23 protein-coding genes are annotated in these 21,268 nt (G+C 63.3%); 12 read left to right on the forward strand and 11 right to left on the reverse strand.

Features of this window, described 5'->3' with window-relative positions:
• Positions 1-6: 6 nt before the first annotated feature.
• Complete coding sequence (crtD, locus tag M1E12_RS14895; protein WP_479562346.1) at positions 7-1,590, reverse strand: 1-hydroxycarotenoid 3,4-desaturase CrtD; 1,584 nt, start codon at positions 1,588-1,590, stop codon at positions 7-9.
• Positions 1,591-1,698: 108 nt separating this feature from the next.
• Between crtD and M1E12_RS14900 the strand changes: the two genes are divergently transcribed.
• The 12 genes from M1E12_RS14900 (at position 1,699) to pufC (ending at position 12,796) form a co-directional block, all read left to right on the forward strand.
• Positions 1,699-2,565, forward strand: a complete 867-nt coding sequence (locus M1E12_RS14900) for a polyprenyl synthetase family protein (protein WP_479562347.1) — start codon at positions 1,699-1,701, stop codon at positions 2,563-2,565.
• Positions 2,566-2,590: 25 nt separating this feature from the next.
• The gene (locus M1E12_RS14905) at positions 2,591-3,763 is read left to right on the forward strand and encodes a methyltransferase (RefSeq protein ID WP_479562348.1); all 1,173 of its coding nucleotides are present in this window, start codon (positions 2,591-2,593) and stop codon (positions 3,761-3,763) included.
• 113 nt (positions 3,764-3,876) lie between these two features.
• Positions 3,877-4,815, forward strand: a complete 939-nt coding sequence (bchC, locus tag M1E12_RS14910; protein ID WP_479562349.1) for a chlorophyll synthesis pathway protein BchC — start codon at positions 3,877-3,879, stop codon at positions 4,813-4,815.
• Positions 4,812-5,819, forward strand: a complete 1,008-nt coding sequence (locus M1E12_RS14915; RefSeq protein WP_479562350.1) for a chlorophyllide a reductase iron protein subunit X — start codon at positions 4,812-4,814, stop codon at positions 5,817-5,819. Before bchC ends, M1E12_RS14915 begins: the two co-directional genes overlap by 4 nt.
• Before the next feature lie 15 nt (positions 5,820-5,834).
• Positions 5,835-7,418 carry a chlorophyllide a reductase subunit Y gene (bchY, locus tag M1E12_RS14920; RefSeq protein ID WP_479562351.1) on the forward strand — a complete coding sequence of 528 codons (1,584 nt, stop codon included), beginning with the start codon at positions 5,835-5,837 and terminating at the stop codon, positions 7,416-7,418.
• Positions 7,412-8,863 (forward strand): chlorophyllide a reductase subunit Z, encoded by a 1,452-nt coding sequence (gene bchZ / locus M1E12_RS14925; RefSeq protein ID WP_479562352.1) that lies wholly within the window; start codon positions 7,412-7,414, stop codon positions 8,861-8,863. The genes bchY and bchZ overlap by 7 nt, the downstream gene beginning before the upstream one ends.
• A 44-nt stretch (positions 8,864-8,907) precedes the next feature.
• A complete protein-coding gene (locus M1E12_RS14930) occupies positions 8,908-9,141 on the forward strand; it encodes a hypothetical protein (protein WP_113458892.1) in 234 nt (77 codons plus the stop codon).
• A 115-nt stretch (positions 9,142-9,256) separates the two neighbouring features.
• Positions 9,257-9,478, forward strand: coding sequence for a light-harvesting antenna LH1, beta subunit (gene pufB / locus M1E12_RS14935; RefSeq protein ID WP_113458891.1), 222 nt, complete (start codon positions 9,257-9,259; stop codon positions 9,476-9,478).
• An 11-nt stretch (positions 9,479-9,489) separates the two neighbouring features.
• A complete protein-coding gene (gene pufA, locus M1E12_RS14940; RefSeq protein ID WP_136537884.1) occupies positions 9,490-9,687 on the forward strand; it encodes a light-harvesting antenna LH1, alpha subunit in 198 nt (65 codons plus the stop codon).
• 103 nt (positions 9,688-9,790) lie between these two features.
• The gene (gene pufL, locus M1E12_RS14945; protein ID WP_113458889.1) at positions 9,791-10,636 is read left to right on the forward strand and encodes a photosynthetic reaction center subunit L; all 846 of its coding nucleotides are present in this window, start codon (positions 9,791-9,793) and stop codon (positions 10,634-10,636) included.
• Between the two features lie 13 nt (positions 10,637-10,649).
• Entirely contained in the window at positions 10,650-11,615 is a 966-nt protein-coding gene (gene pufM, locus M1E12_RS14950; RefSeq protein WP_479562353.1) for a photosynthetic reaction center subunit M, read from the forward strand.
• 11 nt (positions 11,616-11,626) lie between these two features.
• A complete protein-coding gene (gene pufC / locus M1E12_RS14955; RefSeq protein WP_479562354.1) occupies positions 11,627-12,796 on the forward strand; it encodes a photosynthetic reaction center cytochrome PufC in 1,170 nt (389 codons plus the stop codon).
• A gap of 198 nt (positions 12,797-12,994) precedes the next feature.
• Here pufC and idi read toward each other — a convergent pair whose 3' ends face one another.
• The 10 genes from idi to bchM are packed head-to-tail and all read right to left on the reverse strand — an operon-like array spanning position 12,995 to position 21,262.
• Entirely contained in the window at positions 12,995-13,528 is a 534-nt protein-coding gene (gene idi / locus M1E12_RS14960; protein WP_479562355.1) for an isopentenyl-diphosphate delta-isomerase, read from the reverse strand.
• A gap of 55 nt (positions 13,529-13,583) precedes the next feature.
• Entirely contained in the window at positions 13,584-14,801 is a 1,218-nt protein-coding gene (hemA, locus tag M1E12_RS14965; protein WP_479562356.1) for a 5-aminolevulinate synthase, read from the reverse strand.
• Entirely contained in the window at positions 14,801-15,700 is a 900-nt protein-coding gene (gene puhE, locus M1E12_RS14970) for a putative photosynthetic complex assembly protein PuhE (protein WP_479562357.1), read from the reverse strand. The genes hemA and puhE overlap by 1 nt, the downstream gene beginning before the upstream one ends.
• Positions 15,701-15,710: 10 nt before the next feature.
• Positions 15,711-16,760, reverse strand: a complete 1,050-nt coding sequence (acsF, locus tag M1E12_RS14975) for a magnesium-protoporphyrin IX monomethyl ester (oxidative) cyclase (protein ID WP_479564893.1) — start codon at positions 16,758-16,760, stop codon at positions 15,711-15,713.
• A 56-nt stretch (positions 16,761-16,816) separates the two neighbouring features.
• Positions 16,817-17,122: a hypothetical protein gene (locus M1E12_RS14980; protein WP_113376834.1), complete on the reverse strand. Its 306-nt coding sequence runs from the start codon at positions 17,120-17,122 to the stop codon at positions 16,817-16,819.
• Positions 17,119-17,613, reverse strand: coding sequence for a photosynthetic complex assembly protein PuhC (puhC, locus tag M1E12_RS14985; RefSeq protein ID WP_113376835.1), 495 nt, complete (start codon positions 17,611-17,613; stop codon positions 17,119-17,121). Before puhC ends, M1E12_RS14980 begins: the two co-directional genes overlap by 4 nt.
• A gap of 10 nt (positions 17,614-17,623) precedes the next feature.
• Positions 17,624-18,298: a photosynthetic complex putative assembly protein PuhB gene (gene puhB / locus M1E12_RS14990; RefSeq protein ID WP_479562358.1), complete on the reverse strand. Its 675-nt coding sequence runs from the start codon at positions 18,296-18,298 to the stop codon at positions 17,624-17,626.
• A complete protein-coding gene (gene puhA / locus M1E12_RS14995) occupies positions 18,295-19,074 on the reverse strand; it encodes a photosynthetic reaction center subunit H (RefSeq protein WP_479562359.1) in 780 nt (259 codons plus the stop codon). Before puhA ends, puhB begins: the two co-directional genes overlap by 4 nt.
• Positions 19,075-19,109: 35 nt before the next feature.
• Positions 19,110-20,549 carry a BCD family MFS transporter gene (locus M1E12_RS15000; RefSeq protein WP_479562360.1) on the reverse strand — a complete coding sequence of 480 codons (1,440 nt, stop codon included), beginning with the start codon at positions 20,547-20,549 and terminating at the stop codon, positions 19,110-19,112.
• The gene (gene bchM, locus M1E12_RS15005) at positions 20,546-21,262 is read right to left on the reverse strand and encodes a magnesium protoporphyrin IX methyltransferase (protein WP_479562361.1); all 717 of its coding nucleotides are present in this window, start codon (positions 21,260-21,262) and stop codon (positions 20,546-20,548) included. The genes M1E12_RS15000 and bchM overlap by 4 nt, the downstream gene beginning before the upstream one ends.
• Positions 21,263-21,268 lie beyond the last annotated feature (6 nt).

Genomic DNA, 21,268 nt, shown 5'->3' on the forward strand with positions numbered 1-21,268 from the left:
AGGCGATTACCGTGAAAGCGAAGCGCCCGCAGTCGCTCGTGCCGTCGACGTACCACCAGTGATAGCCACCGGCCGCGACCGTCTGGTCAAAGGCCGTTCCGCCATCAACTGTTCGGCTGCGAGTTTGCCCGAGAGCGCTGCCATCGGCAGGCCCGGCCCCGGATGCACGCTGCCCCCCGCGAGGTAAAGCCCCGGCACCGGCCCCTGCGATCCGGGCCGGGCGAAGGACGCCATCCACCCGTGCGACGCCATCCCGTAAAGCGCGCCGCCCGTCCCCGGATAAAGGCTCGCGAACCGGTCCGGCGTCGTGATGTCCGCCGAAGCCGGGTTCAGCGAGAGCTTGAGACCGTTCAGCTCCAACCGGTGTTCCATGCTCTTCAGACATGCGCTGACCTCGCTTTCATGGAAACGACGGCGATCGCCGTCTGCCGGCAGGTTCATCAAGGCATAGATGCGCTCGGCCCCCGTATGCCCTGCTGGCAATCGACCGGCGCTATCGCGATCCTGCGCACAGAGATAGACGGTCGGGTCGGCGGGTGGCTCGCGCCGCTTGAAGATCGCATCGAATTCGCGCTCGTAGTCCTCGGAAAAGAAGACCGTGTGGTGGGCGATAGGGACGCCAGCAGGTTCCGACAGGCTGCACGAGACCAGAGCCGACAGCGATCGCTGCGCCTGCGCACGCGCCGGATCGGGCGGCGGAGCACCGATCAGCCGCGGAAGCGCTGCAACGTCCCCATTGTAGATGATCTGCCGCGTATCGAGCCGGCGGCCGCTGCGCGTCACAACCCCACAAACACCCCACCTGGAGGGATCCATGGTTATCTCGCTGACGGCATCGCCGTAGCGAAATTCGACGCCGAGCTCGACCGCAAGACCTTCGAGCCTCTGCGCCAGCGCTCGTATGCCACCCTCGATGGTCCAGACACCCTCCTGCTCCACGTGGGCGACAAGCATCAGCGTCGCGGGCGAAAGGTAGGGAGACGAGCCGCAATAGGTCGCGTATCGCGCAAAGAGCTGCCGCAGCCGGACATCGGCAAAGTAACTGCCAAGCGCTGACCAGAGCGTGGCAAATGGCTTGATCGCCAGAAGCGCGCCCGGACGGGCAAGTCCGATCCGGCGGGAGAGCGAGACAGGATTGGGGCGGGACGCATCGATGAAGCTGTCCTTCAAGACCTCGTAGGTTCGGCGACTGTCGGCTGCAAACCGCCGGTAACCTTCAGCCTCTCGCTTACCGGCAAAGTCGGTGATCGCGCGCAGCGTTTCCTGCTGATCGGCATAAAGATCGAGCGCTGCACCGCCTCGCCAATAGTGTCTGGCGATCACGGATGATGGTGTGAGCGCGAGTTCCTGATCGATCGAACGGCCCCCAGCAGCAAACAATGCGTCGAAGACCCATTTCATCGTGAGAACCGTGGGACCGGCATCGAAGCTTTGCCCGCCGACCTCCACACGCCGCATCTTTCCGCCGGCCTCGGCCTGCGCCTCCAGAACGACCACACGATAACCCGCAGCGGCAAGCCGCACGGCGGCTGCAAGCCCTGCCATGCCGGCGCCGATCACTGCAACGCTATCATCGCTCGTGACGGCCAACTTCCTCTCCTGTGACGGTTGACTTAACCGCGACTTGTGTCAATCTTGGTTTACACATTATTCAGTTGTCTGGAATTTACAACTGCGCATTCTCTGGAGGTGAGCCTTATGGATTTCCCCGAGCGCATAGAAGCCGGCATGCAGCGTGCCCTGCGTTACGCGACCGCCAACGGATGTCCGCCCATCCTGGCCAAAGCCCTGCGGCATGCGGTGTTTCCCGGTGGTGCGCGCATAAGGCCTCGCCTGTGTCTCGCGGTCGCCGCAGCCTGCGGTGACCGCGAACCTCTTGCAGCCGATAGCGCTGCGGTCGCGATCGAACTCCTGCATTGCGCCTCGCTCGTGCATGACGACATGCCCTGCTTCGACAATGCCATGACGAGACGCGGCGCACCCAGCGTGCACGCCCAGTTCGGCGAAGAAATCGCCCTCCTGGTCGGAGACGGCCTGATCATCGCAGCCTTCGACACGATTGCACGGGAAACGCAGCAGACCCCGCTCCTGACCGCCCCCATGATCACGACCATCGCCAAGGCGGTCGGCAGCCCCTACGGCCTCGTTGCCGGACAGGCCTGGGAGAGCGAGCCCGAAATCAACATCGCCGCCTATCACCGGGCAAAGACAGCATCGCTCTTCAGTGGCGCCGTCTCGACCGGCGCCATCGCCTCGGGTGGCAACCCGCACGAATGGCTGGTTCTGGCCGATGCCCTGGGCGCCGCCTACCAGGTGGCAGATGACCTCTATGACGCTGTCGGACAGTCCGACGCCGGCAAGCCCGCAGGGCAGGACAGCCGCAATGGCAAACCCAACATCGTTGCCAGCATTGGTCTGGAGGCGGCCCTAGCCCGGCTGAAACGTCTCGTGGCAGAGGCGGTCGACAGCGTTCCCGACTGCCCCGGCGCTGAAGGCTTTCGCGCCATGATCCGCAACGAAGCGACGCGGCTGATGCCGAAGACGCTCGCAACCAGCGCGGCCTGAGGCCATGGATGCCGGCGGCCGAGGCTTGGGCGCAAGACTGCCCCTCCTCGCCGCCGCGGAGCCGCCGCAACCGGCGCCTGGTTTCTTCGGCAACATAGCGATCAGACTTCGGCTCTGGCGCAACCGACAGATCGCGTCACCCCGCTTCAGGGCCTTCGTCGCAAGCCTGCCGCTGCTCCGCCGGGTTGCAAACGGCAAAGCCAACGAGCTTTTTCGTCTGACGACCGGCTTCGTCCACACCCAGATCCTCTCGGCCTGTGTCCGCGCCGGGCTCTTCGAGGCTCTCGAGGGTCGCGCCCTCTCCACGGCCGACCTTGCGGCAAGATGCGGAATGCCGGCGGAATCCATGCGGCGCCTGCTCTCTCTCGCGCTGCGACTGGATCTTCTGGTGCGCGTCGGCCCGGACACTTGGATGCTCTCCGACACTGGAACCGTGCTTGCAGTGGATCGAGGACTGCGCGAGATGATCAGGCATCACGACATGCTCTATCGCGACCTTGCCGACGCCGAAGCCTTCTTCGGCGGCAAGACGGGCGAGACCGAACTTCGCCGATACTGGGCCTATGTCCGGGGCGGCGATCCAACCGAGATCGCAAACGAGGAGGCTGCGCCCTACTCCGCCTTGATGCGTGAGAGCCAGGCAATGCTCGCGGACTGCATCCTTGCCTCGCATGATTTCGGCCGGTACCGCTCAGTTCTCGATATCGGCGGCGGAGAAGGTGCTTTCCTCGGCGCGCTCGGGGAGCGTTATCGAGCACCGCGGCTCGCGCTCTTCGATCTGCCTGCGGTGGTCGAGCTCGCGGCGCGCCACCTTCGTGACCGCGGCTTGTCCGAGCGCTCTACCCTATGGTCCGGGGACTTCACCGCGGACACGATCCCGGCCGACATCGAATGCGTGACCCTGATCCGCATCCTCTGCGACCACGACGACGATCGAGTTCTGAAACTCCTGTCCAATCTCCACCGCCATCTGCGACCGGGAACGGATCTTGTCGTTGCTGAGGCCATGGCGGGCGACAGCGAGGGGGCGAACCTCGCGGCGATCTACTTCGACACCTATTTCGCCGCCATGGGCTCCGGACGCTGCCGGACAGCTTCCGAAATCGAAGGCCTGCTCAGCCGCAGCGGCTTCCTGCAAGCGCGGATAATCACCACGACCAACCCGCTACTGGCCGGCATGATTGTCGCGACGCGCTGAATGAACAGTGATCTGGACGGCCATCGGTGTAAATATAGATTGACACTTTGTAACGTAATCTTAAGATGACATTTGGGAGCAGCAGGCATCCCGTGTCCGGGGAGGGCACGACAATGCGCAGTGCAGCCATCGTCTTTGATAAACCGGGAGCGCTCGCCGTCAGGCGTCTGGCGCTGAATGCGCCCGATACCGCGGACGTGGTTGTCGCTTCGCATTTCAGCGGGGTCTCCAGCGGAACCGAGAAGATGCTCTATGAAGGCACCATGCCCGCCTTCCCGGGCATGCGTTATCCCCTCGTACCTGGTTACGAGACTGTGGGCACCGTCGTCGAAGCCGGTGCCACCTCCGGCCGCTCGGTTGGCGATCAGGTCTTCGTGCCCGGCGCCAATTGTTATGCCGATGCCGCAGGCCTCTTCGGTGCGAGCGCTTCCATGCTCGTCGTCCCCGGCGCCCGCACGATCAAGACCCATTTCGAACGGGAGGAAGAGGCGGCTCTCCTCGCTCTGGCAGCAACCGCGCACCACGCCGTTTGTCGCTCGTCCCGGGCTGCATCGCTGGTCATCGGCCACGGCGTCCTTGGCCGTCTGATCGCCCGCATCATTCTCGCCACCGGCAATCCGCCACCTGCAGTCTGGGAAACCCGGAACGTCCGCCGCGGCGGTGCACAAGGTTACACGGTTACCGCGCCAGAGGCTGATCGCGACCTGCGCCACGACGTGATCATCGATGCCAGCGGCGACGCCGGGGTCATCGACCAGGCGATCGCACGGCTCAATCGCGGCGGCGGACTCGTGCTTGCGGGTTTCTACGGCGAGCGCGTCCATTTTGCCTTCCCGGCCGCCTTCATGAAGGAAGCCTCGATCGCGATTGCCGCGGAGTTCACGCCGGCCGACGTCCAGGCGGTCCTAAAACTCGTCGATCAGGGCCGCCTCTCGCTCCACGGTCTGATTACGCACTTTGCCGCCCCGGCCGACGCAGCATCTGCCTACCGGGCGGCCTTCAACGACCCAGACTGCCTGAAAATGATCATCGACTGGAGGAATGCCGCATGAGCCTCGACCTCGCACAGGACGGACTGGAGCGCCTGCAGGAAAACCTCCGCGATGAAGCCGCCATCGAACCCGATGCCCCGGCGACCGGCAAGGTCACCAAGGAAACGCAGATCATCGCGATCTACGGCAAGGGCGGCATCGGCAAGAGCTTCACGCTCGCCAACCTCTCCTACATGCTGGCCCAGCTCGGCAAGAAAGTGCTTCTGATCGGCTGCGATCCGAAGAGCGATACGACCTCGTTGCTCTTCGGCGGCCGCGCCTGCCCGACCATCATCCAGACGGCCTCGCGCCGCAAGGAAGCGGGCCAGGAAGTGTCGATTTCGGACGTCTGCTTCAAGCGTGACGGCGTCTTCGCCATGGAACTCGGCGGACCGGAAGTCGGCCGCGGTTGCGGCGGGCGCGGCATCATCCACGGCTTTGAAACCCTGGAGAAGCTCGGCTTCCACGACTGGGATTTCGACTATGTCCTCCTCGACTTCCTCGGCGACGTGGTCTGCGGTGGCTTCGGCCTGCCGATCGCCCGCGACATGTGCCAGAAGGTGGTCGTCGTCGGCTCCAACGACCTGCAGTCGCTTTATGTCGCCAACAACGTCTGCTCGGCGGTGAAATACTTCCGCAATCTGGGCGGCAATGTCGGCGTGGCCGGCCTCGTCATCAACAAGGACGACGGTACGGGCGAGGCCCAGGCCTTCGCAGAGGCCGTCGGCATCCCGGTTCTGGCCTCGATCCCGCAGCACGAAGACATCCGCCGCAAGAGTGCGAATTACCAGATTATCGGCACCCCTGACAGCCAGTGGGGTCCGCTTTTCGAAGCCCTCTCGATCAATCTTGCCGAAGCTTCCCCGGTCCTCCCCCGACCGCTCGACCAGGATGGCCTGCTTGGCCTCTTCGACGCGAGCGAAACAGGCGCCGATTACAAACTCCAGCCAGCCTTGCCGGAAGACATGTGCGCCTCGGGCGCGCTGAAACGGCCATCGCTGGAAGTCGTCTACGACAACGTGTGAGATCGGGTGAAGACAATGGATGACCTGCGCAAGGAATTCGAGCCGGACGACGCCAGCGGGACTTCGCCCGTTAGCAGCGACACCGCCGTCCTTGCAGACGGCGTGGCCGCAGACACAAACGGCATCGGCTGCCATGGCGGCGTCGAACTCTCCAAGGCTGCGGCCCGCGCCGCCGGTCAGGGCGAATTGATGGACCGCTTCGAGGCGGATTATCCCAAGGGCCCGCACGACCAGCCGCAATCCATGTGCCCGGCCTTCGGCTCGCTGCGCGTTGGCCTTCGCATGCGCCGTGTCGGCACGATCCTCTCGGGCTCGGCCTGCTGCGTTTACGGCCTCACCTTCACCTCGCATTTCTACGGCGCCAAGCGCTCGGTCGGCTATGTGCCCTTCAGTTCGGAAACGCTGGTCACCGGCAAGCTCTACGAGGACATCGTCGAGGCCGTGCATCAGATGGCGGATCCGGAGAAATTCGACGCCGTCGTCGTCACCAACCTCTGTGTCCCAACCGCCTCGGGCGTGCCACTCAAGATGTTGCCGCGTGAGATCGACGGCGTCCGCATCGTCGGCATTGACGTCCCCGGCTTCGGGGTCCCGACCCACGCGGAAGCCAAGGATGTGCTTTCGGGCGCCATGCTCGCCTATGCACGCCAGGAAATCGGCGAAGGCCCGGTCCAGCGTCCGCGCGGTGGGTTGAAGGACAGGCCGACGGTCACGCTGCTCGGCGAGATGTTCCCGGTCGACCCGGTCGTCATCGGCGGCATGTTGGAGCCGATGGGGCTCGCAGCCGGCCCCACCCTCCCTGTCCGGGAATGGCGCGAACTCTATTCCGCTCTCGACTGCGCCGCTGTGGCCGCGATCCATCCGTTTTACACTGCCAGCATCCGCGAGTTCCAGGCAGCCGGGCGCCCGATCGTCGGCTCAGCTCCCGTCGGCGTGGACGGTACGGACGCCTGGCTGAAAGCCATTGGCGACAGCTGTGGTGTGGCCGCAGAGAAGACCAATATCAGCCGCAACGCCATGCGAAGCGCAATCAAAGCGGCCCTCGCAGATCACAAGATCAAGGGTCGCATCACGCTCTCGGGCTATGAGGGTTCCGAACTCTTGGTCGCCCGCCTTCTGGTCGAACTCGGCGCAGACCTGCGTTACGTCGGCACGGCCTGTCCGAAGACGCCTTACAACAACGAGGATGCCGACTGGCTGTCCGCCCATGGCGTGGAACTTCGCTTCCGCGCCTCGCTCGAGCAGGACCTTGCGGCCTTCGACGAATTCAAGCCGGATCTCGCCATTGGCACGACGCCTGTCGTGCAGAAGGCGAAGGAGAGCGCCACCCCCGCTCTCTATTTCACCAATCTGATCTCCGCCCGCCCCCTGATGGGTCCGGCAGGTGTCGCTTCGCTGCCCGCCGTCATCAATGCCGCCATCGGGAATAAAGACCGCTTCCTCGCCATGAATGCCTTCTTCGAAGGTGTCGGCTCTGGCGACGGTGCCGGCATATGGGAAACCGTACCGGAAGACCGGAGCGCCTATCGCAAGAAGTTCGCGGCCAAGGTCAAGCAGTCCCGCAACGCCGTCGATAATGGGGAGAGCGTCGGATGCTGATCCTCGACCACGACAGAGCCGGCGGTTACTGGGGCAGCGTCTACGCCTTCACCGCGATCAAGGGCCTGCAGGTGATCATCGACGGCCCTGTTGGCTGCGAGAACCTGCCCGTCACCTCAGTCCTCCACTATACCGACGCCCTGCCCCCGCACGAGCTGCCGATCGTCGTCTCCGGCCTTTCGGAAGATGAACTGGGCCAGCACGGCACGGAGGGCGCCATGAAGCGGGCGCGTCTCGCGCTTGATCCGGACCTGCCGGCCGTTGTCGTCACCGGCTCGATTGCCGAGATGATCGGTGGGGGCGTGACGCCTGAAGGCTCCAACATCGTCCGCTTCCTGCCGCGCACGATCGATGAAGACCAGTGGCAGAGCGCCGACCGCGCCTTGAAATGGCTCTGGACCGAATTCGGTCCGAAGGGCGGCAAGGTACCTGCACCGCGTCGCCGTCCGGAAGGCGCCAAGCCCCGCGTCAACATCATCGGACCGATCTACGGCACCTACAACATGCCCTCGGATCTCGCCGAGATCCGCCGACTGGTGGAAGGACTGGGTGCCGAGATCAACATGGTCTTCCCGCTCGGCAGCCATCTCGAAGACGTACGCAAGCTTGCCGATGCCGATGCCAATATCTGCCTGTATCGCGAGTTCGGCCGCCTGCTCTGCGAGACTCTGGACCGCCCTTATCTGCAGGCGCCGATCGGCATCCATTCGACCACCGCCTTCCTGCGCGAGCTGGGCGGCATGCTGGGGCTCGACCCGGAGCCCTTCATCCTGAAGGAAAAGCACACGACGCTGAAGCCGCTCTGGGATCTCTGGCGCTCCGTGACCCAGGACTTCTTTGCCACCGCGACTTTCGCGATCGTCGCCAACGAGACCTATGTGCGCGGCATCCGCAACTTCCTCGAGGAAGAGATGGGCCTGCCCTGCAACTTCGCGATCCCCCGCAAGGCTGGCTCGAAGACCGACAACATCGAGGTCGCGGACCTCACTGCGAAGAAGCCGCCGATGATCATGTTCGGCTCGTTCAACGAGCGCATGTACATGGCCGAGCGCGGCGCCCGCGGCAAGTTCGTCCAGCTCTCCTACCCCGGCGCCATCGTGCGCCGCCACACCGGCACACCGGTCATGGGTTATTCGGGGGCGGCCTGGCTGATCCAGGAAGTCTGCAACGCACTTTTCGACATGCTGTTCGACATCCTGCCGCGAGCCGGCGAGCTTGACGCGATTGAAGCGACCACGGCGCGCCCACGCAGCGAGATGACCTGGCAATCGGACGCCCAGACCACGCTTGAAACATATGTCGGCAACGAGCCGGTGCTCGTCCGCATCTCCGCCGCCAAGCGGCTGAGGGAAGCGGCGGAACGCGAGGCGCGCCGGGCCGAGGACCACGAAGTCACCCGTCAGCATGTGGAGAAGGCGGCCCGTCTCGAGGGAGCCTTCGCATGAGTGCCGGAACGAGACCCTTTCGAGGGACCATTGGAGGTGAAGCCATGATCACTGCAACCCGACCCGATCAGGACATGCGTCGAACCCGCGACCGCCAGTCCGAGCGCCAGAACATGCGGCGTCTCTACATGCTCCTTTATCCGCTTTGCCTCTTCGCCGCGGTTACGTCCCGGCTGGCAGGCCATGCCGAGGATGCCGGCGAGCGACCGGCACAATCCGTTTTCGCCGAGGCCCGCTCCGCGGCCTATGCAGCTGCCGGTTACGCCTTCCACGCGTAGCCCGATCCCTTTGCCGGTGTTCTCGACACCGGCAGAACCCGGCAGGTCCGTCAAACGGCCTTCCGAAACCCCGCCGCGGGGGCGCCGCGGTGTTCGAGACTAGGAGGTGAATTTGATGGCTGAGACATCAAATGTTTCACTTTCGGGTCTGACCGAAAGCGAAGCGCGCGAGGTCCATGGATTCTTTATCCAAGGCTTCATGATATTCACGGCGATTGCCATCGTCGCGCATATCTTGGTCTGGATGTGGCGTCCCTGGATCCCGGGTCCGGAAGGTTACAGCTCTCTCGAGGGCATCAACCAGACGGCTCAAGCGCTTCTCCCGATGTTGACCTGAGGAGGCGTGATATGTGGAGAATCTGGCTTATGTTCGATCCGCGCAAGGCGCTGGTCGCACTCTCCGTATTCCTGTTCACCCTCGCCATCCTGATCCACTTCATCCTGCTGAGCACGGAACGCTTCAACTGGCTGGAGGGCAAGCCCCTCACGACCAGTTCCATCGAGCATTCCATCTCTGAAGGCGTGGATCTCAGGCTGATCGGCTGAAAACCCAAGACGGCAGCGGGCGCAACACCCGAGGTTTCGCCCGCCGCCAATCCTGCACGACCCGACATCGCCACCTGGCTGATTACCTCTGGAGGAAACGAACATGGCGCTGCTGAGTTTTGAACGCAAATATCGCGTACGAGGCGGTACGCTGCTCGGAGGCGACCTCTTTGATTTCTGGGTGGGGCCCTTCTACGTGGGCTTCTTCGGCGTCACCACGGCATTCTTCGCAATCCTCGGCACGGCGCTCCTGATCTATGGTGCGGCGATCGGTCCGACCTGGAACATCTGGCGCATTTCGATTGCGCCGCCTGATCTCGCCTATGGTCTGGCGCTCGCGCCACTGAAGGAAGGCGGGCTCTGGCAGATCGTCACCGTCTGTGCGCTGGGAGCCTTCATTTCCTGGGCGCTGCGCGAGGTGGAAATCTGCCGCAAGCTCGGCATGGGCTATCACGTGCCCTTCGCCTTTTCCTTCGCGATCTTCGCCTATGCGACGCTCGTCGTGTTCCGTCCGCTGCTGCTCGGCGCCTGGGGCCATGGCTTCCCCTATGGCATCTTCAGCCACTTGGACTGGGTCTCGAACGTCGGCTACCAATATCTGCATTTCCATTACAACCCGGCGCATATGATCGCGGTGACCTTCTTCTTCACCACGACACTGGCGCTCTCCCTGCATGGCGGCCTCATCCTGTCGGCTGCCAATCCTGGCGCATCGATCACAGAGGCCGGCAAGCAGGCCGAGGTGAAGACGCCTGAATATGAAGACACTTTCTTCCGCGACATCATCGGCTACTCGATCGGCACGCTCGGCATCCACCGCCTCGGCCTGATCCTGGCGCTGAACGCGGGCTTCTGGAGCGCCGTCTGCATCGTCATCAGCGGACCGTTCTGGAACCAGGGCTGGCCGCAATGGTGGAACTGGTGGCTGACGCTGCCAATCTGGAACTGAGGGGGACCGGACCATGTTCTTAGCGCAGTATCAAAACATCATCACGCCCATTCAGGTGAGCGGGCCGCTGGAAGAGGGCATGCCACTGCCCGCCGGCGACAGCCCGCGAACCGGAAAGCCATTTCTGGTCCGCCTGTTCGGCATGATCGGCAATGCCCAGATCGGCCCGATCTATCTTGGCTGGCTCGGCACGCTCTCGCTTGTCTTCGGCTTCATCGCCTTCGAGATCATCGGCCTCAACATGCTGGCGTCCGTCGGCTGGGATCCGATCCAGTTCGTCCGCCAGCTCTTCTGGCTCGGGCTCGAACCGCCACCGGCCCAATATGGCCTGAAGGTGCTGCCGCCGCTCGCGGAGGGTGGCTGGTGGCTGATCGCTGGCTTCTTCCTAACGACGTCCATTCTGCTCTGGTGGGTGCGCGTCTATCGCCGGGCCCGGCAACTGGAGATGGGCACCCATGTCGCCTGGGCCTTTGCCGCAGCGATTTTCCTGTTCCTCTCGCTCGGCTTCATCCGCCCGCTGCTGATGGGAAATTTCGCGGAAGCCGTTCCCTTCGGCATCTTCCCGCATCTCGACTGGACCGCAGCCTTCTCGATCCGCTACGGCAATCTCTACTACAACCCGTTCCACTGCCTCTCGATCGTCTTCCTCTATGGCTCGGTCCTGCTCTTTGCCATGCATGGCGCAACGATCCTTGCCGTCGGCAAATACGGCGGTGAACGCGAGCTGGAGCAGATCACCGATCGCGGCACGGCCTCTGAACGCGCGGCTCTCTTCTGGCGCTGGACCATGGGCTTCAACGCCACCATGGAATCCGTCCACCGCTGGGCCTGGTGGTTCGCCATCCTCACGCCCATCACCGGCGGCATCGGCATCCTGCTCACGGGCACCGTGGTCGACAACTGGTACCTCTGGGGCATCAATCACGGGATCGTCTCCCCGCTGCCGGGCTATCCCGGTGTCGTCGATCCGGCGCTTTAAGGAGAAGGACGATGAAACTCTGGATTCCCTTCGCTGTCTCCGCCGGCTCCCTGCTGACGATCGCAAGCTTCGTCGGCGCCGGCTGGGATGCACCGCCGGTCGAGACGACGCAGATCGGCTATCGCGGTACGGGCATGTACATCCATCGGGATGTCGAGAACCAGGAAGCGCTGAAGGCGGCCAACGTCGTCCCGGCCGCGCCCTGGGAAGCCGACCCCGCCGGCGATCGCGCTCGCGACATCTACGAAAACGTTCAGGTTCTCGGTGACCTTTCGGACGATCAGTTCAACCAGTTCATGGCTTCGATCACCGAGTGGATCGCGCCGGAAGCAGGCTGCAACTACTGCCACAACCCGGAAAACCTTGCCTCCGACGAGGTCTATCAGAAGGTCGTTGCCCGCCGGATGATCCAGATGACCCAGGCGATCAACGTCGACTGGCAGAGCCATGTGGGCCAGGTGGGGGCGACCTGCTACACCTGTCACCGCGGACAGGCGATCCCGGTCAACTACTGGTACGAGGATCTCGAACCGAAGCCGGCCGGCGGCATGACCCAGAACCGCGCGGGCCAGAATGTTGTTGCCAAGTTTGGCGGCAATTCCTCGCTGCCGCAGAACGTGCTGAAGGACTACCTGCTCGACGCCAAGCAGATCCGCGTCCACTCAACGACCGCGTTACCGACAGGGACAAACCTGAACGGCACCAAGGAGACCGAAGCTACATGGTCTCTGATGATGCACATGTCGGAATCGCTCGGCGTGAACTGCACCACCTGCCACAACTCCAGAGCCTTCAACGCCTGGGATGAAAGCCCGCCGCAGCGCGTGACTGCCTGGCACGGCATCCGCATGGTGCGTGATATCAACGCCAACTATATGGTTGGCCTCACGCCGGTCTTCCCGGACACCCGCAAGGGACCGGAAGGCGATGTCTTCAAGGTTGGCTGCGCAACCTGCCACGCCGGCGTTCAGAAGCCGCTCTACGGCGTCTCGATGCTGCAGGATTACGTCGACTCGCTCGCGAAGAAGGGGCCGACCGACGTCCCGGACTTCACGACCTACCAGCCCGGCACGACGCAGCGCATGGCTCCGGCCGGCCAGAGCAGTGCGCTGCAGACCAAGCCGACCTCCGAGACGGCAGCCGTCGTCCTGCCGGAGGCGAGCCAGACCGCCAACGACTGACGGCCTCCCAAGGCAGGCCGCAATGGGAAGGGGAGCTCACGGGCTCCCCTTCTTTTTTTGGCCGTGGCCGACTGGTTCAAGCGAAAGCAAACCTGCCGGTTGCCGGTGGTCCGAAAACCCCTTCCTCACAGGCCAAGCCCGACGGCTGCGACACAGCCACCGGGCACGTTCGAGAAAGAGGCGGAAAGTAAGGGAAAATCAGGCCGCTTCGGCGAAGCTCAGGCCCGGGAAGCGCTGCAGATAGATGCGGAACCACGGCGTGAAGTCCTGCGGGCGCTCGCGCACCTCCCGGATCAGATCGCGAGGCGCGATCCAGCGAACAGCCTCGACCTCGCCCTCGACAGGTGCAACCTGCAGGCTCCGGCTGTCGACCTGGGCGCTGAACAGGGTCACGCGTTCGTGCTCCTTTAGACCTTCGCCGACATCGGCCGCGTATTCGACGGTCTGATGTCGAGTGAGCGGCAGGGTGAAGCCGAGCTCCTCGGTGAGGCGACGCTCTGCGCAATCCTCGACCGTTTCGTCCCAGTGCGGATGCGTACAGCAGGTATTGGCCCAGAGACCGGCGCAATGATACTTGGTCGATGCGCGCTTCTGGATCAGCAGCAGGTCACCGTCAAAAACGAAAACCGAGACGGCAAGATGCAGTTGTCCGTCGAGATGCGCCTGCATCTTTTCGATCGGATAAAGCGATCCGTCACCGGCGATCGCCGGGATGTAAATGCTGTCCGTCATCCTGTCAGCGTCCAAACGAGTTCCTTGCGGCCTGCCGATACGGCCTTTGCTCGGCTTAGGCAACCGCCCTGGCCAGCGCGCACTTCGACCAGAGCGAACAGAGCGCCTCTGCGAGATGCTCGATATCTGCGTCCGTGTGCAGCGGCGTCGGCGTGATCCTGAGCCGTTCCTTGCCGACGGCGACCGTCGGATAGTTGATCGGCTGCACATAGATGCCGAAATCCTCGAGCAACACGTCCGAGATCCATTTGCACTTCGCCGCATTGCCGACCATGACCGGCACGATGTGGCTCGGGTTCTGCATATGCGGGATCCCACGCACATCGAGCGCGCGCCGAACCTTGGCCACCGTCGCCTGATGCATATGGCGCTCGAACGGGCTCTCTTTAAGATGGCGGATCGACGCAGTGGCTCCTGCCGCGAGCGCCGGCGGGATCGCCGTGGTAAAAATGAAGCCGGAGGCAAAGGAGCGGACGAAGTCGACCAGAACGGCCGGGCCGGTGATGTAACCACCCATGACGCCGAAAGCCTTGCCGAGCGTGCCTTCGATGACGGTCAGCCGGTCCATCAGGCCTTCACGTTCGGCAACCCCGCCACCGCGCGGGCCGTACATGCCGACCGCATGAACCTCGTCGAGATAGGTCATCGCGCCGAACTGGTCGGCCACATCGCAGATCTCCTTGATCGGCGAGATGTCGCCATCCATCGAATAGACACTTTCGAAGGCAACGAGCTTCGGCGCTGCCGGATCGTCTGCCGCCATCAACTCGCGCAGATGCTTGTAGTCGTTATGGCGGAACTGCCGCTTGATGCAGCGCGAATGGCGGATGCCTTCGATCATCGAGGCGTGATTGAGTGAATCCGAATAGCAGATGATGCCCGGGATTTTGGCAAGCAGCGTGCCGAGTGCCGCCCAATTGGAGACATAGCCAGAGGTGAAGATCAGCGCGGCTTCCTTGCCATGCAGATCGGCGAGCTCGCGCTCGAGCAAGACGTGATAGTGGTTCGTCCCGGAAATGTTGCGCGTGCCGCCGGCACCGGCGCCGCACTTGCGCACGACCTCGATCATCCGGTCGGTGACGAGCGGGTTCTGCCCCATGCCGAGATAGTCGTTCGAGCACCAGACGGTGACGTCACGCACTGATCCATCTGCATTGTGAAACGCGGCTTTCGGAAAGGCCGAGCAGTGACGCTCGAGGTCCGCGAAAACGCGGTAATTGCCGGCGGTGTGGAGGCCGGCGAGCGCCTCTTCCATGTGCTGGAAAACATCCATCAGTCTTTCCTCTTCCCGATCGTATCTTGTCCAAGTGTTGTCCAGGAAGAGTGCGGTCCGGACACAGGCCCACTTTCCTTGAGTGCGGAGACGCCATCCGCCGCAGGGCGAATGGCAAGATTGCCCCGGTCCTGCCGCGCCATGGCCCAGCGCCACAGCGCCGTGTCGGAAACGGGAAGAACGAGAACGAGATGTTCGACGATGGCGAGTGCCATGAAGGTGGCGAGCAGCGTGTGGCCGACGACCGAATGGGCCTGGGTCGCCCTGCTGGCCCCGACCACCAGGACCGCAAAGAGACCGGCTGCGATCGCCAGGAAGATCGGAAACAGCGGCGTCATCCTATCGGTCTTGAAATAGCTCTTCAGATGCCGGATGCCCTTCGGCATCAACTCACTGACGGCATGCGGTGCACCGAGAAAGATCACCAGCTTGGCGGAAATCCGCATGCCCCAAAGCAGCCCGAAGGCGGCAAGCCCAAAGAGGTTGGCGGATCCGTCGAGCGCAAGCCAGAGTGCAATCGCCGTCACCAGAATGGCGATCTCGTGATCGCTCACCGCCTCCCAGGCAGCCCGGAAGCGGCGGAAGCCGGTCAATCCGGGTGGGCATTCGCCCGTACGTCTTCCCGTCAGTATCCCTGTCAGGAACGCGGCTTCATGCCAGGCCCAGACGAACAGTGCGCCGAAGAAGCCGACATAGGAACCGAGCACTGTCGGTTCCTGCGCGCCCCAGAGCATGAGGATGAAACCGAAGGCACCGACCAGCGTCATCAGCGCCATCAATGTGAGCCCGCTCCCCCGCGGTCCGTCGGATCGGTTGACCATGGCCAGCACCAGCCCGGTCGAAAGCCACCATACCGAGATGGCGACGAGAACGACGGCGAGCGGGTGGGTCAGGGTCATGGCGATCCCCTCACCAGACCGGTTGCAGGCGCGATGTGGCCGGGATCGTGTTCGACTTCGTCGGGATCGCATACATCCGGACAAAATTGACGGCAGCAGCGGCCGACCAGAAGCCCTTGGCGATCTTGCCCGTGAGGCCGCCCTTCGCGTCGGCTGCCATGACCTTGCGGTTGATCCGCTCCATCCGGCGGAAGCCTTCATGCAGGGCCGGATTGTCGAGATCGAGCACGAGCGGGAAGCACTGGCGCGAGATCTCGCTCGTCAGCCGGAAGACCTTCATGTCGTAGTCGTCGATGTCGACGCCGAGCCCCTTGTGGAAGGCCGGCCGCATGTGATCGCGCACATACATGGTGGCGAAGACGGCAAGCAGGAAGAACTTGATCCAGTACTTGTTCATGCCCTCCATCAGCCGCTTGTCGGAGCGGATGATCAGCGAGAAGGCCTCGCCGTGGGAGAACTCGTCATTGCACCACTGGCGGAACCACTTGAAGATCGGGTGGAAGCGCTGCTCCGGATGCTTTTCGAGATGCCGGAAGATGGTGATGTAGCGGGCATAGCCGATCTTCTCGGAGAGATAGGTCGCGTAGTAGATGAACTTCGGCTTGAAGAAGGTGTACTTCTTCGCCTTGGCGAGAAAGCCCATGTTCACGCCGATGCCGAAATCCTTCAGCGCATCGTTGATGAAGCCGGCATGGCGGGATTCGTCGCGGCTCATATAGCCGAAGAGCTCGCAGATCTCCTGGTTCTTGCCGCGCCGCTTCATCTCCTTGTAGAGCACGCAGCCTGAGAATTCCGAGGTCAGCGACGAGACGAGAAAGTCGATGAATTCCTCGCGCAGATCGTCCGGCAGGGCATCGATGTCGATGTCTTCCCATTCCTCATTGCGCTTGAAGTGTCCGCGGTTCGGATCGCTCTTCATCTGGGCGATCAACACATCCCATTCGGCCCGCACCGGCTCGACATTGATCTTGTCCATCTCGTCGAAATCGGTGGTGTAGAAACGCGGTGTCAGCATGGTCGAGACGAGCGCGCTGCGGGTCGTGTCGTTGACCCCGGCCATGCGCTCCTCGACGGTCGGCTCGTGATCGGAAAGATCAGCAGGCGAAACGTGATTGTTCATGACAATGCCCTCTCGGTGAAGCTGAATTCGCACAATTCCATCATGTCGAGATCGCCGGTCGCACGGATCCAGGCCCGTTCCAGCGCACCGGCCCGGGTGATCGTTGCCTTGCGACGAAAATTCTGGCTGGAGCCATAGGGGATCTGGACCGGCGCGCCGTGCACTTGCACCTCGTCACCGGGATGCACCACCACGCCATTGTCAAACCTCAAGTGCGCGCCCAGCGCCTCGAAGGTGTTGTTGATCTCGACGGTACAATCGACCGTCTCCTTCCGTCGCATCAAGGCAAAGACCGGGTTCATTGGCTTTCTCCTCCCTGTGAGCCCAGAAGGGCTTCGAATGCGGCCACGTTGTCGGGGCCAAAGGCATCCAGATAGATCCGTTCACCGGTACCGATATCCGACAGGCTGACGGCACCGGCCTCCCATTTGATCAGGCGGTAAGGCGTCTCAAACGGCACCTTGGCCACCTGACGCATGCGTTCGAATGCCCGCAGCGAGCCTCGAACGAAGCCGCCGGCCTGGGGCCCGTAGCTTGCGATCTCCCGGCGCGTCGCAACGTCCGTGACGACGACAAAGTCCGAGGTGCTGCGTGTAATCATCAGGTCGCGGATGGCGACCGGCGCACCAAGCTGCTGCTTGACGAGACCGAGCCCCGTCGTCTGGCCGAAGACGATTGCCCCCGCCGTAAAGGCGAGCAGACCGACCAGACCGAAGAACAGGCCGCGCGGCAGCCGGTTTGGCGTCTTGCCCTTGCGGTCCGCCCAGTAGCCGAGATGCGAGGCCGATCCCATGACGCGCTCCCTATTCTGCGGCGACGACGGAGGGCGGCATGGCGCTTCCCGTCGTTTCCTCAACGATGATCCGCGGCTGTTCGGCACGCGCACCGCGATATTGACCAACAGCAGCCGACAACACGCCCGCGACTTTCTCCGCGTCGACCAGGCAGATCAGGCTCGGCTCGGGCTTCGAGAAGCGGAAACCACGCACATGCGGCCACTGGATGAGCCAGGACAGACGCTGACCCGGCAGGAGCGCAATGGCGATGACGCCGGCCTTCTCACCGATCTTGGCGAGCGCAACGCTGTCGATCTGGCGAAACGGTAGGTTGAGCGTCATCGAGATCGCGACGCCGAAGCGCATCACGACGCGCTCGGTGGTGATCGTGTAAAGCGTGGTCTTCTCGACCGCCCAGGCGAAGAGCTCGATCATGCCGATGAGCACACCGGCGAGTGCCGTAAGCACCGCAACCGAAAAAAGGACGCCGCCCGCCGGCTGGCCGTCACTCCAGCCGGCCACGACAGCCCAGCTCGCCAGGATCAGGAAATAGCCGACGATCCAGCGGATCTTCAGAAGATGGCGGGCAACGAGAGCCGAAGAGGGACGCCCCTGCCAGAGGATCACCTCGCCAGCCGGCGGCACGCCGGGAAGCCCCGGCAGCGGCTCGATTTCATGTTCTCTGATGACGAACTGGCTCACAGCAGCGGCTCCTGACGGAAGCGATCCGCATAAAGGAGACCGGCGCCGAAATAGGCGGCGATCTTGTCTTCCTCGAGCAGGGTCACGAGTTCGGGACGGGCCGTAGCCGGGACATCGGCGAACTGGGCGGCGGTGACGGCATGCACATAGAGATGCCGGACATTGCCGCGGCCGGTCTGGAAAACAATGAAGTTGTTCGGCAGAAGCACGGAGCGTGCGCCGCCAGCAAGTTCGACCTCGTAGTAGCGGATCAGGTGCTCGGCCCGGTCGACCCAGATATCCCTCACGGTACCGGCGACCTGCTTGTCGCAACCGACGACCGCAAGGCCGCGCGGATCAATGGCACCGTCGGCCAGCCCGAAGCCCTCGGCAACCCGCATCGGCACGATGCGCGCGTCGCCATGGGCCGTCACGTCAGGCTTGTCGGCACGCTCGGCCCAGGAACCAGGTCCGATACCGGCGAGCAGCGGATTGCCGACCGGCTCCGACGGATAGCCGGGGGCCGGGGCAATGCGGCGACTGGAGAATGTGCGGGTGTCGCGTTTCAGATCCGGGACCTGCTTGATCCCCTGACCATGTGGCAGCACGAAGGTCTTCTTCGGCGGCACGAAGAGCCATGGGCTCTTGTTATAGCGACCCGAGACATCCTCTTCGAGCGGATAACCCTCCCGACGGTCTTCCTGGCGCAGATACCAGATCAGACCCGCGAAGAAGATCCAGAACGCATAAAGCACCACCTGTGCGACATCGATATTTCCAACCAGCGACCCGGTCATATCAGACCCTCCAGTGTAGAGCGTTTCCGCCGGCTTCAGCCGGGCAGCTCCGCCAATCCAAAACGCATGTCCTGCAGATAATCCCTCTGGTAGCGCCGGCCGGTCAGCGGACCGAGAACCGCCAGGCACAGGAAGAGGAGAATGATTTCAAAGCTATAGACCACGAGATAACCGGCAGCCGGCGTCATCATGGCCTCGCCCAGCGAGCCGTTCAGCGCCAAGGCATTGATCGTGTTCTTGATCACGCCGCCCGCCAGCATGGCCGCCCCGATGGCGGTCGCCTGCACGGCACCCCAGGCCCCAACCACAAGGCCACTGTCGGAGCGCTCGGCAATGCCCATCGCCGCCAGCATGGTGCCGACGGCAAACAGCCCGCCACCGAGGCCGATGCCGAAGGCACCCAGATGGAAGAGCCCGTTGACGCCAAGCGGCGAGGCAAAGATGACGGCGGAGAAGGCTGAGATCCCGATCAAGAGGCCGCGCGCGGCAACCCGGTACATCTGCGCACCATGTTGCAGGCTATGGGCCGCCCAGGCAAAACCCATCATGGTTCCGAAGGCCCACAGTCCGGTCAGGCGCGTGGTCTCACCAACCGAGAGCCCCAGGATCTCTCCGCCATACGGCTCAAGCAGGATGTCCTGCATTGAAAAGGCGGCCGACCCGATGGCCACGGCCACGAGCAGCCGCATCACGCCGGGTGCGCTGCGGTAATCGTCAAGCGCATCGAAGAAGCTCGAAAGGTCCCGGTCGACAGCCGTACGGCGCACGTCGCGCGGCTCCTGCTTCCAGATCGCGATGACATTGATCACGATAGTCAGAAGCGCCGTTCCCTGGATGACCTGGATCAGGAGCTTCGGAGAGAAATCGACGAGGAAGATGCTGTAGAAGCTGGAAGCGCCGATCATGCCCGCCAAAAGCATGAAATATAGAAGCGCCACGACCCGCGGCCGTTTCTCCTCCGGGACGAGGTCGCTGGCGAGCGCAAGACCCGCCGTCTGCGACATATGCATGCCGAAACCGGTGAGGATGAAGGCAAGGCTTGCACCCGCTGCCCCTGCCCATTCGGGCCCGACGGTCTGCGACTGCAGGAGAAGCAAGGCAAAGGGCATGATGGCAAGCCCGCCGAACTGCAGCAGGCTTCCGAGCCAGACATAGGGTACGCGCCGCCAGCCGAGCACGGACTTGTAGGTATCCGACCGGAAGCCGAAAAGCAGTCTGAGAGGAGCCGCAAGCACCGGAATGGCAACGACCGCCGAGACCAGCGCCACGGACACGTCGAGCTCAACGATCAAGACGCGGTTCAGGGTCCCTGTCAGGAGAACGAGCACGCAACCGGCAGAGACCTGAAACAGCGAGAGCCGCAACAGGCGGGACAAGGGCATCTCCGCCGTCGCCGCATCCGCAAACGGCATGAAGCGCGTTCCAAGCTTCTGCCAGAACGCGATCATTTTACGGTTGGCGGCAGCGATCGTCATGACCGGATCACCTCCATGGCTTGCGAGGTGTAGAAGCCGACGCCGACCTTGTGGCTTCGAGCAGCCTGCCAGCAGGCAAAGTCAGGATGGTTGACCATTTGTCCGACAAGCCGCGCCGGATCGACCGGATAGATCGCGGGCGCCCGGTTGCCGCGCGGGAACACCTTGCCCGCAGCCAGCATGGCCCGCAGCAGGCGCGAGCCCGGAGCGAGCGTGAAGATCATCTGACGCGAGGTGCGTTCGGCAAGCGTGTGGAGGACGCGAACGGCGTCCGCAGGGCGGTAATGGATCAGCACATCCATCGCGACCACGGCATCGAAGCGACCGTGGCGCGGATCGAGCATGTCGCCACTGTGGAAGGTGACCGCCCCCTTGAATCGGCCATGCGAGGCTTCGAGGTCATGCGCCCGTTGGCGGGCATGGGCGATCATCTGGGCCGAGAGATCGATGCCGACGACATCTGCGCCGCGTGCGATGAGCTCGAAGGAGAGAACGCCCGAACCGCAGCCTGCATCGAGGATGCGCCAGCCTGCGAGGTCCTGCGGCAGCCACGACGCAAGCGTGCCGCGCATTTCTTCACGGCCCTTGCGGACGGTGGCGCGGATACCGCTCACCGGCTGGTCACCGGTCAGACGCTTCCACGCATCGAGCGCGGTGCGATCGAAGTAATTTTCGATTTCCCCGGTGCGTCTGATGTAGTCGGCCTGGCTCATGGCAAC

It is taken from the genome of Rhizobium sp. K33 (assembly GCF_056501445.1).